This window comes from Desulfomicrobium escambiense DSM 10707 (assembly GCF_000428825.1).
Lineage (GTDB): Bacteria > Desulfobacterota > Desulfovibrionia > Desulfovibrionales > Desulfomicrobiaceae > Desulfomicrobium > Desulfomicrobium escambiense.
Map to the genome: position 1 here is coordinate 91289 of NZ_AUAR01000005.1, position 15148 is coordinate 106436.

At 61.6% G+C, this 15148-nt stretch carries 10 protein-coding genes; all 10 read left to right on the plus strand.

Translation table 11 applies throughout. The features are described 5' to 3' along the window. The first annotated feature begins 4 nt into the window (after positions 1–4). From tssE to tssM, 10 genes are read left to right on the plus strand one after another with little or no spacing between them, the layout of a single operon-like run. Entirely contained in the window at positions 5–394 is a 390-nt protein-coding gene (gene tssE / locus G394_RS0105955; protein ID WP_028576882.1) for a type VI secretion system baseplate subunit TssE, read from the plus strand. Beyond that, on the plus strand, positions 391–2166 hold the full coding sequence (gene tssF / locus G394_RS0105960; protein WP_028576883.1) for a type VI secretion system baseplate subunit TssF: 1776 nt from the start codon (positions 391–393) through the stop codon (positions 2164–2166). Before tssE ends, tssF begins: the two co-directional genes overlap by 4 nt. Before the next feature lie 29 nt (positions 2167–2195). Next, positions 2196–3164, plus strand: coding sequence for a type VI secretion system baseplate subunit TssG (gene tssG, locus G394_RS0105965; protein ID WP_028576884.1), 969 nt, complete (start codon positions 2196–2198; stop codon positions 3162–3164). Positions 3165–3176: 12 nt separating this feature from the next. Beyond that, positions 3177–5753 (plus strand): type VI secretion system ATPase TssH, encoded by a 2577-nt coding sequence (tssH, locus tag G394_RS0105970; protein WP_245578272.1) that lies wholly within the window; start codon positions 3177–3179, stop codon positions 5751–5753. Beyond that, positions 5750–7327, plus strand: a complete 1578-nt coding sequence (locus G394_RS20075) for a sigma-54 interaction domain-containing protein (protein ID WP_051306988.1) — start codon at positions 5750–5752, stop codon at positions 7325–7327. Before tssH ends, G394_RS20075 begins: the two co-directional genes overlap by 4 nt. Continuing rightward, entirely contained in the window at positions 7320–8612 is a 1293-nt protein-coding gene (gene tagH / locus G394_RS0105980; RefSeq protein WP_156902471.1) for a type VI secretion system-associated FHA domain protein TagH, read from the plus strand. Before G394_RS20075 ends, tagH begins: the two co-directional genes overlap by 8 nt. After that, on the plus strand, positions 8609–9235 hold the full coding sequence (gene tssJ, locus G394_RS18175; RefSeq protein ID WP_084435385.1) for a type VI secretion system lipoprotein TssJ: 627 nt from the start codon (positions 8609–8611) through the stop codon (positions 9233–9235). Before tagH ends, tssJ begins: the two co-directional genes overlap by 4 nt. Before the next feature lie 16 nt (positions 9236–9251). Beyond that, positions 9252–10583, plus strand: a complete 1332-nt coding sequence (tssK, locus tag G394_RS0105990) for a type VI secretion system baseplate subunit TssK (RefSeq protein WP_028576887.1) — start codon at positions 9252–9254, stop codon at positions 10581–10583. A 3-nt stretch (positions 10584–10586) separates the two neighbouring features. Beyond that, the gene (gene icmH / locus G394_RS18180; RefSeq protein WP_051306990.1) at positions 10587–11477 is read left to right on the plus strand and encodes a type IVB secretion system protein IcmH/DotU; all 891 of its coding nucleotides are present in this window, start codon (positions 10587–10589) and stop codon (positions 11475–11477) included. Beyond that, positions 11474–15031 (plus strand): type VI secretion system membrane subunit TssM, encoded by a 3558-nt coding sequence (gene tssM, locus G394_RS0106000; protein WP_028576888.1) that lies wholly within the window; start codon positions 11474–11476, stop codon positions 15029–15031. The genes icmH and tssM overlap by 4 nt, the downstream gene beginning before the upstream one ends. Positions 15032–15148 lie beyond the last annotated feature (117 nt).

The window sequence follows — 15148 nt, forward strand, 5'->3', positions numbered from 1 at the left end:
TGCCGTGGCGGGGAGTCTGTTCGAGCGATTGACCCATGGCGAGGCGGGGGGACGCATGGATGAGGACGAGTCGATCCGCCTCCATCTCCTGCGCATGCTGACTACGCGTCAAGGCGCGGTCCAGGCGCTGCCGGACTACGGACTCCCCGACCTCAACGACCTGAGCCTGTCCCGGGCCGAGGTTGTCCGGCAATGCTGCCTGGCCATCGAGAAGTGCATCGCCAAGTTCGAACCGAGGCTTCGCGGCGCGACGGTTGCGCATGTATCCATCGATGAAGGTCAGTTCAATATGGGCTTTCGCATTGAGGCCATGCGGGAGGATTCAGACGGGACGCAGGTCCCGTGGCGTTGGTCTGTAGTCATGGACGGGGATCAGGTCAGGGGGGCGGCGTGAACACCTTCAATCGCTATTATCTGGATGAGCTCGTCTCGTTGCGGGAACTCGGCCGCGAGTATTCCAGAAACAACCCCTCACTGGCCCCCTTTTTCGATACGCCCCGGCGCGATCCGGACGTGGAGCGGATTCTGGAGGGGGTGGCATTTCTTTGCGGACGTCTTCGCCAAAAGTTGGACGATGAATTGCCCGAAATCACGCACGCCCTGTTCAGCCTGCTGTGGCCCAACTATCTGCGCACCATCCCGTCCTGCAGCATCGTCCGCTACCGTCCTGCTCCCAATCTCACCTGGGCCGTGACCGTCCCTCGCGGGACCACGGTGGAGTCCGTGGAGGTGGAAGGCACCAAGTGCCGTTTCCGCACGGTCTACGAAACCCAGATTCTGCCCATCCGACTCGAGGACCAGACCATTTTCGAGCACGACGGGCAGATTGTTCTCGCCATGCGGTTCGGCCTCATCGGCGCCACCCTGGAGAATATTCCTCTTTCCAGGCTGCGCCTTTTTTTCACGGGGGAACCGGCCATCGCACATTCCCTCTACTATACCATGACGCGCGGAGTGCGGGAGATTCGGTTCCTGTTGCGGGGAGAACAGGGACTTTTTGCGCCCGTTCGTGTTCTGTCCTCCGGCATGGTGCGCCCAATCGGCTTCAGCGAGGACGAGGGGCTGTATCCGTACCCTGCCAACACGTTTCCCGGATACCGTATCATTCAGGAATACTTCTGCTTTAGCGAGAAATTCCTGTTTACTGAAATATCGGGCCTCGACGTCTGCGTCGCGGCCGCAGGAGAGGCCGCTGCTGGCGCCGCGGAATTTGTGCTGCATTTCGTGCTGACGGAGTTCCCTGAGCAGTACGAATCCTGGAGGCGGGAGAACATTCAGCTGTTCTGCACGCCCGTTGTCAATCTCTTCTCCATGGACTCCACTCCGCTGACAGTAGATCGCCGCCAGGCCGAATACCGCATCGTTCCCGATCCGAGACTTCCGGACCATTATGCCGTGTACAGCGTCGAGCGGGTGCGGAGTTGGGGAGGGGATGGCAAGCTCCGGCGAGAGTACAGGCCCTTCGAGTCCTTCGAGCACGGAAGCGGCCAGAATGTCGACGCGGCCTACTACCGTCTCCGCCTCAAACCCTCCCTCAACGACGAGAGCACGGAGACCTATATTTCCGTCGTTCATTCCCAGGCTTCGTCGTCCGCGCACGGCGAGGAGATTCTCTCCCTGGAACTCACGTGCACGAACCGCCTCCTCCCGGTTCGCCTGTCCGTGGGCGACATCAACACGCATGCCGACGACACGCCGGACAGCGTGACTCTCGGCAACATCACCCCCGTCACGCCGCCCTACACGCCTCCCCTGGATGGAGATCTGCTCTGGCGGCTCATTTCCAACATGTCCCTCAACTATCTGCCCCTGAGCAACGTGCACGCGATGCGGGCGCTCCTCGCGAGCTACGACTTCCGCGCGCTCCATGACCGTCACAGGGCGCGGGTCCTGGACAAGACGTTGGGAGGTATGACGGGCATCGCCTCGGAGGAGACGGATCGGATTTACCGGGGGCTTCCCGTGCGCGGGTCGGTCACGCGACTTGTGCTGGATCGCGGCGGATTCAGCAGCGAGGGGGAAATGTATCTTTTCGCATCGGTCATCAACGAGTTTCTGGCCCTGTACGCGACGGTCAACAGCTTCCATCAGCTTGTGGTTGTCGATGCGAGGAGGGGTGAGGAATACCAGTGGCCGGCCAGGCTGGGGAGGACGCTGATCCCGTGAGCCTCCCCCGGAAATCCGAAGCATGCGGCGTGTCTGAAGCGCTGGCGTGCATCTCAGGAGGCTACGCCTTTTCGCGGGCGGTGGAGCATGTGCTGCGCGTCGGCGGAAAGGGGCGTCGGGTGGAGGATTGGCTGCGCTTCAAGGTCAATCCCAATCTGTCCTTTCCGCCGGGCGACATCCGCGGCGTGGAGCGCGTCGACGACGAGAGCGGAGAGGGGCGCGTCTGGTTCGTGCTCAACCTGATGGGGCTGCACGGGGCCGCCTCCCCGCTCCCGGCTTATTTCACCGAACACGTGGCCCAGCATCAGGATGAGCCTGACGCTCTCCGCGACTTTCTGGACGTCATCAACCATCATCTCATTTCAATTTTTTACGGAATCTGGAACAAGTACCGATACTACCTTCAATTCCGCGACCACGGGACGGACATCAATTCCAGACGGTTCTTCAGCTTCATCGGCCTGGGCCACAAGGAACTGCAGGGCACCAGCGGCCTGCGCCGCGAACGCCTGCTGTCGTACATGGGCCTCATCGCCTTCAGCGGCGAGGCGTCCGGCTCCCTTGAGAGTATTCTGCGCCACTATTTCGGACACGCCTTCGTCCACATCATCCCATGCATCCGACGTCAGGTGCCAATCCCCGCGGATCAGCAGTGTGCCCTGGGGGTGGTCAACTGCAGGCTGTCCAAGGACTTTCTGCTTGGCGGCGAGGTTCTCGACCAGACCGGAAAGTTTCGGGTGCTTTTCGACGTTCTTTCCTGGAAGCGTTTCACGGACTTTCTTCCTGGAGGCAGCCTGTTTTCGGAATTGCGGATTCTCGTACGGTTCGTGCTGCGTTCGCGCCTCGGCTTTGATGTGGAGCTGAGGCTCAACCCTGCGGAGATCCCGGCGTTCACCGTCGGCAAGACCAGCCCCTGCCGACTCGGATGGACGACATGGGCGGGGGAAGGCGGGGATGGCGTCATAATTCTTGAAACAGACAGCAGATACGTGGATTAGCCAATGATTGCGATGAATTTGTCTTCGCTCGTCACTGCCCTGGACGATACCTGCCGCCAGGCGCTGGAGGAGGCAGCCGGAGCCTGTGTGAGCAGGGGCGGCTGCGAGATAGGCATCGAGGACTTCGTGGAGAGGCTGTTGCCGACGTGTGAGATGCGGGACATTCTCACACAGTTCGAGCGCAACCCGGAGGAGATGCGCCGACTTCTGGCCGCGGCGAAACGGCAGGAGAAATCTGCGTCCCGTCCCGTGATCTCGCCGCTGCTCATAGGATTCCTGCAGGAGGCCTACCTGCTTGCGAGCCTGGAGCTCCGCCAGGAGAAAGTGGGTGTCGGAGAGCTGGTGCTGGCCATGCTGCTCAATCCCGCCCGCTATGGAGTCATGCCGTTTTACCAGGAGCTCGGAAAGATTCCTGCCGATGCCCTGCGCCGTCTTCTGCTGGGGCTGCAGGAAGGGCGGTGCGCATCCTCCGGGGGCGCGGTGCATGCCGGACAGCCGGGGCTCCTCGACAGATACGCCACGGACTTCACCGCCGCCGCCAGGGCCGGCCGTATTGACCAGGTTTTCGCGCGGGGAGCGGAAATCCGTCAGATGGTGGATATTCTGACGCGTCGCCGCAAGAACAACGCCATTCTCGTGGGTGATCCGGGCGTGGGCAAAACAGCCGTGGTGGAGGGCCTGGCCCTGCGCGTGGTTGAGGGGCTGGTGCCGAACGCCCTCAAGGGCGTGCGCATCGTGGGGCTGGACATGGGACTGCTGCAGGCCGGAGCCAGCGTCAAGGGGGAATTCGAAAAGCGTCTTAAGGGCGTCATCGACGAGGTCAAAGCTTCGCCCGTACCGACGATCCTTTTCATCGACGAGGCGCACACCCTAGTGGGCGCGGGCAATACCCCAGGGGCGGGTGACGGGGCAAATCTCCTGAAACCGGCCCTGGCGAGGGGCGAGATGCGGACCATCGCGGCCACTACCTGGAGCGAATACAAGAAATATTTCGAGAAGGATGCGGCCCTGGCCCGTCGTTTCCAGATGGTCAAGCTTGACGAGCCGTCTCTGGAGGAAACGGTGACCATCCTGCGGGGCATCGTCCCGCATTACGAGAAGACCCATAATGTCTACATCCGCGATGACGCGGTCCTGTGCACGGCGGAACTTTCCTGCCGGTACATCAATGGCCGCCAGTTGCCCGACAAGGCCATTGACGTCCTGGACACGGCCTGCGCCCGAGTGCGGGTGAACCTGGGGGCCAAGCCTGCCGCTCTCGAAGCCATGGAAGAGGAACTGGCCGCGGTACGCAGGGAACTCGACGCGCTGGAGCGGGATCGCGAGACCTGCAGCCTGGGCGACTCCGATCCGTCAGGCGTCGAAAGGCATGAGGCCCTGTGCGGACACTTCGACAAACTTTCCCGGGACATGGAGACTCTTGCCGGACGTTGGCGCAGAGAAAGGGACCTGGTCGAGGCCATCCTGGAGTTTCGGAATCGGGAAGGTGAACGGGACGAGACAACAACGAGGCAGCTGCTGGCGGACCTGCGTGCAGCGCAGGTCGAGCGGCCCCTCGTCTTTCACGAAGTCACGCCCGACCTGGTGCGCGGCATCGTTTCCGAGTGGACGGGCATCCCCGTGTCCAAGCTGGGCGGCAACGGATCCGGCGTGCTCGGCAGTCTGGGGCCCGATCTGCGCCGAAGGGTCCGCGGTCAGGATCATGCGCTGGAGACCATCGAACGCGCGGTGCTTGCTGCCCAGGTCGGGCTGAACAGCGCTTCGAAGCCCACGGGTATTTTTTTGCTTGTGGGCCCCTCGGGGGTCGGCAAAACCGAGACGGCCCTGGCCGTTGCGGACGCGCTGTTCGGGGGTGAGCGCATGCTTGTGTGCATCAATATGTCGGAATTTCAGGAAAAGCATACGGTTTCGCGACTCATTGGGGCGCCTCCGGGTTACGTAGGCTTTGGCGAAGGCGGTCGGCTGACCGAGGCCGTTCGCAGGCAGCCATACAGCGCCGTCCTCTTCGACGAGGTGGAAAAGGCGCATCCCGAGGTGCTGAACCTCTTTTACCAGATTTTCGACAAGGGCGTTCTCGCCGATGGCGAGGGACGGGAAGTGGATTTCCGCAACTGCGTCATCTTCATGACCTCGAATATCGGCGGCGACATTGTTTCCGCCCTGTGCGAGGGGGATGAAATTCCCGATCCCGAGGTGCTGAAGGGCGCCCTGCGCCCGGCCCTGCTCCGGCATTTCCCGCCAGCCCTGCTCGGACGCATGACCGTCGTGCCATTCACGACCATCCGCGGCGAGACCCTGCAGGAACTCGTGGAGATGAAGTTGGCCAGAGTGGGGGCGCGCCTGTCCGGCAGACATCGGCTCCGCCTGTGCTGGGAAGAAGACGTCATATCCTCCATCATGACGAGTTGCACTGCGGTGGAGACCGGAGCGCGCAACATCGACCACATTATCGGCTCCTCACTGTTGCCGGGCATCGCGACCGCTCTCCTTGGCGCTCTGGACGGCGGCGGGAAGGCGTGCGGAGAACTTCGCGTGGGGCTGAACCGGGCTGACGGAACCTTCACCTTCATCCTGGGGACGCTGTCATGACCGAGGTTCGGGCCCTCAAGGAATGGATGGGGCGTTTGCGGGCCTGTTTCGGGGCCACGGCCGTGGCGCAGTGTCTGGCCAGGGCCGTGGCCGGGATGTCCGGGACGAGGGCCTGTGCGGTGGGCGTCTTTCTTCTGGACCAGGGCGGGGGGGCGTTGCTTCTTGAGGGACGTCATCCCTGCGGCGCAGATGCGCTGGCCGAACCGGCTGCCGTTCCCGCCTGGGAACTGGACGACCCCTTGGCCTTCAGCGTTCACGGCGGCAAGCCCTGTCGTGTCGGGTCTGAATTGTACGCAGGGCTGCCCGCATCCTTGGAGGCGCTCTGCCCAGACTTGGCAGGGGATATCCGCAGCGCGGCCGTTGAGCCTTTAGTGGCTCCGGGGGATGTCGTCATGGGGGGGGTCGTGCTGGCTTCCCGAGGCCGGCCGGCCGTCGTCTCCGAACATGTTCGGATCGTGCTCGACTATGCGGCGGCAATTCTGGACGGGGCTGTGTTCAAGTCGCGGCATCGTCCCCTCGTGGACGGGCTGAGCCAGGATTGCGTCCGTTTCGAGCGCGAAGCCAGGGATGCCCGAGAGCGGCCTGAGAACATCATCGTCGGCACGAGCGAGTCCATTGAGGCCATCCGGTCGATGGTCGTAAATATCTCGGCCAGCGACGTGCCGGTTCTCATCACCGGAGAGACGGGTACGGGCAAGGAGGTCGTGGCCACGGCGATCCACAACGCAAGCTCCCGCCGTCACGGTCCCTTTGTGCAGATCAACTGCGCGGCCCTACCGTCCAATCTTCTGGAGAGCGAACTGTTCGGACACCGCAAGGGTGCTTTCAGCGGGGCTGAAGCCGAACATCAGGGGCTGTTGCGCAGCGCCAACGGAGGCACGGTCCTGCTCGACGAGATAGGAGACATGCCGCCAGAGATGCAGGCCAAGCTGCTTCGGACGCTTCAGGAGCACACCGTGCGTCCGGTGGGCGATGTTCGCTCGCATGCCGTCAACATCCGTATCCTTGCTGCTACCAACATGGACATGCGCGCGGCCGTGGAAGAGGGAATGTTTCGCCGTGACCTGTATCATCGCCTGGCGCTCGTTCATTTGAAGCTTCCACCCCTTCGGGAGCGCCTCGAAGACCTACCGGTTCTGGCCCGGCATCATCTGGCGCACTTGGCTGTCCGCTACCGCCGGCCCGGCCTGCGCATCGCTCCCGAGGCCTGGGCCGCGTTGTCCTCGCTTCCGTACATGGGAAACGTCCGCGAATTTTTTTCCATGCTCGAAAGGGCGGTCATCCTGACGGGCAAGGAATCCGCGGCGCTTTCCTCCCGGGATCTTCTGGAGGGCGAGTCTGAGCGGAAGTACGGGGCATTGAAGCTGAACGATCTCGTGAGAACATATGAATCCTCAGTAATCCTCGAAGTCATGAAATTCTACGACAACCGAACAAGGGAGGCCGCCAGCGCGCTCGGCGTCCCCATAAGGACGCTGAATCACAAATTGAGCCGGATCGGCGGAACGCAGGTTTCAATGGCCGGATTATCGGACGACAGCCACTGCAGGAGCCGACGTGGAACTCATGTTTGAAGTCATCAGCAGACAGAAATTTTCGACCGGCTTCTCCGTTACCCATGTTTTCAGCGAAGCTGGCGGCTTCATCGGGCGGTCCGGTGAATGCGAGTGGATTCTCCCTGACAAGGGGAAGCGCATCTCGCGCAAGCACGCCGCCATCAGTTGCGACGGGAACTCGTTTTTCATTGAGGACGTTAGCCGTAACGGAATCCACATCGAGCCAGGCAGGACCGCACTGGAGAGGGGAGCGCAGCACAAGGTCGAACACGGCGACAGCTATACGATCGGCATCTACACCATCCAGGCGCGCCTGCTGCGTCGGCCCGATGCGTACATCCCTCCCCGAACCGGCGAGGACTGGCTGGTCACTGCCGACAACGTGCTGTCCACGGACCCTCTTGCAGCCATGGACCAGCAGGAGGATTTCGAGGCCAAGCGGCGTCTGGGGTATTATGATGACCTGCTTGGCGAAACCGTGCCCGGCAAGATCGATGCGCCCTCGGACCACAACAGCGCCGCCACGGACTGCCTGCCTCGCGTCTCCATGACTCCGCAGTCCAAGAGCTTCGATCTGCCTGAGGACTGGGACAGCGATGACAATGAACTCTTGTTTCCGGAGGCCGGCCCTTTGGAGGCGATCCCGAGTCCTCCAATTTCCGGGGAGCGTCCTGCGTTTGAGGCGGAGGAGCGCCTTCAGGTTTCCGAGATGGAGGCCTTTTTCAAGGCCTTGGGGTATTCGCGTGCTCCAGATTCATCCGAAGAGCGCGAGCGGATATTTTGCCAAGCTGCTGAAATCGTGATCGCTGCGGTGGATGGCTTGCACCACTGCCTGCGCAATCAGGCGGAATGCAAGAATGATCTGCGTCTTCCCGTGACCACGATGCGCCTGGCCGGCAACAATCCCCTGAAATTCACCCCCACCCCCGGGGTGGCTCTCGAGCAGCTTCTCGGCCCGGCGCGCGAGGGCATGATGCCGGCAGGGGAAGCCATGCGCGCAGGGTTCAGCGACCTGCACGGCCATCATCTGGGGATTTTGACGGGCGCCAGAGCCTCCATCCGGGCGGTGCTCGAAAAGATATCGCCAGCGGCGATCGAGGTCCGGCTTGATGGGAACGGAACGGCGAATTTTTTGCGCACCGCCAGGCTATGGCACCTTTTCCGGAAAACGCATCAGGCGCTTCTGGATGACCATGAGGGATTCGCGGCGTTTTTTCTTCATGATTTCGCCCGCGCGTACGAGTTGCAGGCCCGGACCCTCGGGGCATTGCCGGGGCGGTCCGCCTTCAAAGGAGACTCATGATGCGTTTGTTTCTTCATGCATTCATGTCGGTCGTGCTGATTTCGTTGGGTTCGCTGTGCGGCTGCGCCAAACCGAGCATAGATCTGGCGGTGGCGAGCCAGTCCAATGTCAATCCTGACCATACCGGCCGGCCATCTCCGGTCATCGTCAAGATTTATGAGATGCGTTCGGATCTGGCTTTCAGCCAATCGGATTTCGGGCCCCTTTTTGAATCCCCGGTGCAGGTTCTGGGCGCCGATCTTCTCGCGGCGGACGAACGGCTGCTCGTCCCAGGAGAGGCACTGCGGATAACGTATGAGCCGGTCCTGGGGACGAGGTTCATGGGCGTCCTGGCCGGTTTCAGGCAGATGGACCGGGCCACGTGGAAAGCTGTCGTGCCCGTAGACTGCGAAGCGTCGAACACAGTGGGGATCGAGCTTTGCGACGTGACGGTTTCTCTCATTGCCGACGACGATGTCTCGAACTGGGATCCTGTGGAGGCGGTGAGGAATTTTCACAACCCCACGGGTGAACCCTCTCCCGCGGGCGAGGAGGTGGAGCGGGCGGCCCCGCCATTGGTGCAGCAGGGGCCGAAAGACGCGAAGCGTAGCATCCTTCCGTCGAAGCAGCTGAAAGAGAGATAGGAGACAGGAGATCGCGATGCTTCCCGAGAAGATTTTCTGGTTTGAGGGCATGGCCGTGGGGCCGCAACATTTTCAGCAGCAGGACCGCTACGTGGACTCCCAGGTACGCATGAGGACCCTGGCCCATGTGCATCATGGTTGGGGCTTCATGGAATTCTCCATCGACGAGCAGTATCTCCCTCTGGGCAAAGTTGTGCTGAATCGTGCCAGGGGCTTTCTGCCGGACGGCACGTTGTTCGAGGTGGGGCAGGGTCGGGAGGTCCTCTCGTTGGATATACCCCCCGGAATCACCAACCGTCGGGTCGCGATCGCCCTGCCTCTGTCGCCGGAGGGGGCTTCGGAGGTGCGACAGGACGGACTCCACGGCATTTCGACCCCCTATGTCGCTCACAGAATCCTTATCCGGGACAGTGTGGCCGGCAGCCGCAAGGAGGTCGAAGCGACCTGCTGCCGGCTGGATCTGCGGCTCATGCTCGAGGAGGAGACCGAGGTCAAAGGGTTCATCAGCATGCCCGTGGTGCAGATTCTGGAGTGCAAACCCGACAGGACGATTCTTTTGGACAAGGACTTCATGCCGACTTTCCTGCACCTTTCGGCGTCACACGCGTTGTCGGGCTATCTGAGGGAAATAGTCGGCCTTCTTTCCCATCGCGGGGACCAACTAGCCATGAGGGTCAGCAGCGCGGGACAGACGGGCACGGCCGAAGCGGCGGATTTCTGGCTTTTGCAGTGCATCAACCGCGCGGAACCTGTCTTTCGTCATCTCGGGAACACCGCCTGCGTGCATCCCGAAGAGTTTTACGTCCACCTCCTGGGCCTTGTGGGCGAGCTGTCGACGTTTGCCGAGTCCGGCAAGCGTCCGGCCGAGCTCGCGCCCTACGACCACAGCGCTCAGGACGCCGTGTTCGAGGGTCTGATGAGTCACGCCCGACAGGCCTTGAGCATGGTCCTGGAGCAGCACGCCGTGGAGTTGCCGTTGCAGCAGCGCAAATATGGCATCCTCGTCTCGCCCATCCACGACCGCAACCTCCTCGCCACGGCGACCTTCGTTCTGGCCGTTCGCGCGGACGTCGACTCCGAGACCCTGCGCACCACCATCCCGAGGCAGCTCAAGATCAGCTCCGTGGAGCGCATCCGCGACATGGTCCGGCTGCAACTGCCCGGCATCAAGGTCCGCGTTCTGCCCGTGGCTCCTCGTCAGATACCTTTTCACGCCGGCAAGACCTACTTCAAACTGGAGATATCCTCAGAGGAGCTGGCCCAGCTCGAACTCTCGGGAGGTTTCGCCCTTCACGTCTCCGGGACATTTCCAGGCATCCAGCTGCAATTTTGGGCCATCAAGGAGTAACGCATGCAGGTCGATGACAACGACAAGACGTATTTTGAAGGACAGGAACCGCCAACGGCAGAGTCTCTGTCGCCCGGAGAGGCCGTCCACGTCATTCCGGGCAAAGGTCTCCGGTCCGCGGTGTACGTCGCCCAACAGGTCTCTCTGGACGACTACACTCCGGGCCTCAATCCGTTGGTCAATTGCGCGTCGCATCTGCTGCTTGAAATGGTCTACCTGCGGACGCCCGGCGCCGAGGGCCTGGATCCCAAGGGAGGGGTGCGCCGGGGAGGCGGACAGGGACTGGAAGACCTGCGCCGGCGCCTCGAGGCGGAGATACGCGGTTTCGAAAACATTGCACTGGGATGCGAGATCGACCACGCCCAAGTGCTCGCCGCCAAATACGTCCTGTGCTCGGCCCTTGACGAGAGCGTGAGCACCTCTCCTCTGGGTGCGGGGGGGGACTGGTCGAACCAGGCGCTTCTCGCCACTTTTCACAACGAGACGTGGGGCGGGGAGAAATTCTTCCAGATCACCGAAAGATGCATGCAGCAGCCGGCAAGGAATCTCTATCTGCTTGAGCTCATATATCTTTTGTTGAGTCTCGGTTTCGAGGGACGGTACAAGCTTCAGTCCAGGGGGTCCATCGAATTGGAACTGCTGCGGGAACGGATATACAGGCAGGTCAGGATGTTGCGAGGGGAGCCTGGACAGGATTTATGCAAAAAACTGCCTGAAGGAAAATACAGGAACAAAATATACACGTACGTTCCCATTTCCGTGCTGATCACGCTTGTGATGTCCTGTCTTGCCGTTTCGTATCTGGGGTTTGCGCACGTCCTCGCGAACCGGGCCGAGCCGATTCTGCAGCAGTTCGCCGTTCATGCCGACAAGAACGGGGGCGTTGCGCAATGATCCGCCGTTTTCTTCACGCCCTGCGCGAAGCGTTGGGGACATCTTGGGTGCAGGGGCTGCTTCTCGCCGTGCTCCTGCTGCTGGTCCTGTGGACTCTTGGCCCCCTGGTGGCGGTGGCGGGACACGTCGTGTTCGAGAGCGTCACGGCCAGACTTGTCGGCAGCCTCGCCATCGTGTTCATGTGGGGGCTTCTGGTGGCGGTTATGTCCTCAAGGCAAAAGAGACGCGAGGCCGTGAATCCGGAGATCGCGGCCCGGAAGGATCGGGATGCCGTCGCGCGCGGCAGGTTTCGCGAGGAACTGGAGCATATTCGGCATGTCCTCAAGTCCGCCATCAGAATCGTCACGACCTCGAATTTCTACGGGCCGACAAGCCGTTCGCGTTATGCCTTGCCGTGGTATCTGGTCCTCGGTCCCGCGAACTGCGGGAAGACCTCTCTGCTCCTCAATTCCGGGTTGCAGTTTCCTCTGAACGAGCAGGCGGACAGACACCTCTACAAGGTCAAGGGGACCGACAGAGCCGAGATTCTTTTCGCCAACCAGGCTGTTTTCATCGACACTCCCGGGGCCTACGCAGAAGGCGCCCCCGAATCCGAAGCGCATGGTTTGTGGACGGCTTTTCTGCGCCGTCTGTTCCGGGTCCGGCCGGCAAAGGCGCTGAACGGTGTCGTGGTCTGCGTCAGCATGAGGGAGATGCTCGACGGTGATTCCTCGCGTCGGGAACATCTGGCCAGGACGGTTCGCGCACGCCTGAGCGAGGTGCTGAAGCATCTGAGGTCCTATGTTCCGGTATACCTCGTATTCACCAAATGCGATGCGGTTCCCGGGTTTGCCCAGTTTTTTTCGCATCTGTCCCGGAGCGAGCGCGAGCAGATTTTCGGATGTCTCGCGGGCACCACGGCCTTGGCGGGCGACGGGACGCGCAACGAACTCAGGGCATTGATACAGACTCTTAACGCGCAGATCATCACCAAAATTCACCAGGAGAGAGATTCCCTCGCCCGTGCCGCCATGTTTCGGTTTCCGCAGGAGTTGGCGGCGCTTGCGCCCCGGATTCAGGACTTTGTCTTCGAGGCGTTCGGTCCTTCCCGCTATCACCGGCCGGTACTGTTCCGCGGCTTCTTTTTTTCCAGCGCGCTGTCCTCGTCGGACATCATGGGCGGAGCGGCCCTTGGCGGGGAGTTGAGCTATCAGAGCGGTTTCCAGGCGTCGCTTGGCGATTATGCCAGGGGCTTTTTCCTGCTGCGGCTGTTCGAAAATTTCATCATTCCCGAGGCCGGACTGGCGGACGTCGACCGGGATCGTATCTGGCTGCTTCGCCTTCGCCGTTTCGGCCTGCAGCTGATGGCGGGCCTGCTGCTTGTGGGCGGTGTGTCCCTGCTGGCCCTGAGCTTCAGGGAGAATTTCAACCGCATGGCCGTGTTGGAGACCATTGCGCGGAATTACGAGCAGAAGCGCCAGGGGCATCTGCAGGCCGCGGACGCCGTGGAGATGCTGCCGGAACTTGCGCTTCTGGAGCAGGCTTTGACGGTTTTTTGCCGCGGTTCGGACCCGCCTCTGACACGGGGGCTGGGATTGTACCAGGGCGCTTCGTTCGAGGACGCATCCAGACGGGCTTATCTGGGCGCCTTGAACACGCGTTTTCTGCCGCTTGTGCGTCAGGCCGCAGTGACCGCCGTTGCGAGTTCCCTCGGCGACTTGGGGCCCTTGAAGACGGCCTTGAGAGCCTATCTCATGTTGTGTCAGCCTGCAAAGCTGAACGAAACGTTCTTGATGGCTTGGCTGGAGCGGCAGTGGTCTGCATCATATTCCGGACGGGCCGACGTCCAGCGGGCGCTCATGCGTCACATGGCGTATCTCATTGACCACGGCATTTCTCCCGTGCTCCCGGATGAGCGCCTTTTGGCCAAGGCCAGAGAGTCCATGTTGAAGACGCCCCTGTCGCAACTCGCGTACCAGCAGATGAAGGACGAGGCCGCCGACGGCGACCACACCGCGTTCACCTTCCGCGGTGCTCTTGGCGGACTTGTGTCGCCATTCTCGGGAGATACGCATCCAATCCCCCATCTGTACACGGCTGCGGGCTTTCAGGAGTACGTCGTCCAGCGTTGCCCGCAAATCATTCAGGGCTTGGGCGAGGACAACTGGATGTTCGGCCCCAATCCCCCTCTGTTCAGCTCCCTCGATATGGACAAGATCGCCAAAGATGTGCGGGTCATGTATTTCCGCGATTATATCCGCCATTGGGGCCAGGCCTTGGACGCACTTGGCGTCGTCAGACCGGGGAACATGGCCGGCGCCGCCGCCCTGGCGGAGCAGCTTTCCGCCGGTGTCTCGCCTGTGGTTCTTCTTCTGCGGGAACTGCGCAAGAACATTGCGTTCACTCTCGAAGAACAGGAGTCGGGAGGTCTGGAAGTCGCCGTCGAGGAGCAGGCTGCCAGGAAAGGTATGCAGAAGCTGACGGGCGTGGCCGGAGCGAAACTCGCCAGGGCGGCGACGGAAACGGCCATCGATGCCGTTGCCCTGGCCCATGCTAAAGCCACCCGGGAGGCATTGAAAGACGCTCAGATGGTCAGAACGTCCTTCAAGTCCCTGGACGGCTTACTCGATGCGGAAGGCATGCCGACGCAGACCCTCAAGGAGGTCCATGACGGCATGGCTCGCGCGGGTGATTTCTTCCGCAGGATTCGCGAGAGCGACGACAGGGGACGCAAGGTTCTGGAAGCTCTGGAGGGTGTTGCCGACGAGCGGGATGAAACGTTGCGCCAGGTCGCCCGCGCTACGGAAAAGCTTCCAGCGCCTGTCCGCCAATGGTATGAGGCCGTGCTCCATGGCGGCCTGGGGGACATGTTTGCCATTGGCGCGTCAGCCATTGACGCGGCCTATCGGGCGACTGTCCTCAATGAGTACAACGTCAATCTCAGGTCGCGCTATCCCTTCGACATGGACAGCGAAAGCGACGCGAGCCTCGCGGATTTTGCCAATTTTTTCCGGAAAAACGGGGTGCTCGATTCGTTTTATGACACGTACGTCAGACCTTTTGTGGGCGACAACGGCGGGCTGCGTCCCATCATGGGCCGGACCCTTCCCATTTCGGTCGAGGCCATCAGGCGCTTGAATTTCGCAGAGAGGGTGCAGGAAGCCTTTTTCGTTTCGGACAAGGATCTGGGAGTACACTTTCTCATGGAGCCCTACGCCCTCGACGTCACGCTCAAGCAGGCCGACCTGAGTCATGGGGACAAGGCGCTGAGCTACTGGCATGGGCCCGTGCAGGGTGGGAGTTTTTCCTGGCCGCTCGGCGAGGGACGTCCTTCCGAGGCTTCCTTCGCCATATCCGATATCCATGAAGTCAAGGCGCATAGAGTCATGCGCGGGGACTGGGCGTTATTTCGCCTCCTGCGGCGGGGAAAGATCAGTCAGTTGGCGGAAAATCGTTGCCTAGTCGAGTTGCGCGAAAACGGCAAGTGGGCCCAGTTCCTCATCCAGTTTCGAAACAAGGCCAATCCGTTCGATCCCGAGACATGCACCTTTTCGCTGCCGGAGTCGCTGCTTTGAATTGCCGAGGTGGCATGCGCATAGGCGGGAGGGGTGAGGGGTGGCTGGGCTTAATCCTGGCGTGCCTGGTCTTGCTCGGCATGGGGTGCTCGTGGAAAGGGCGCAGAGGTCTCGATG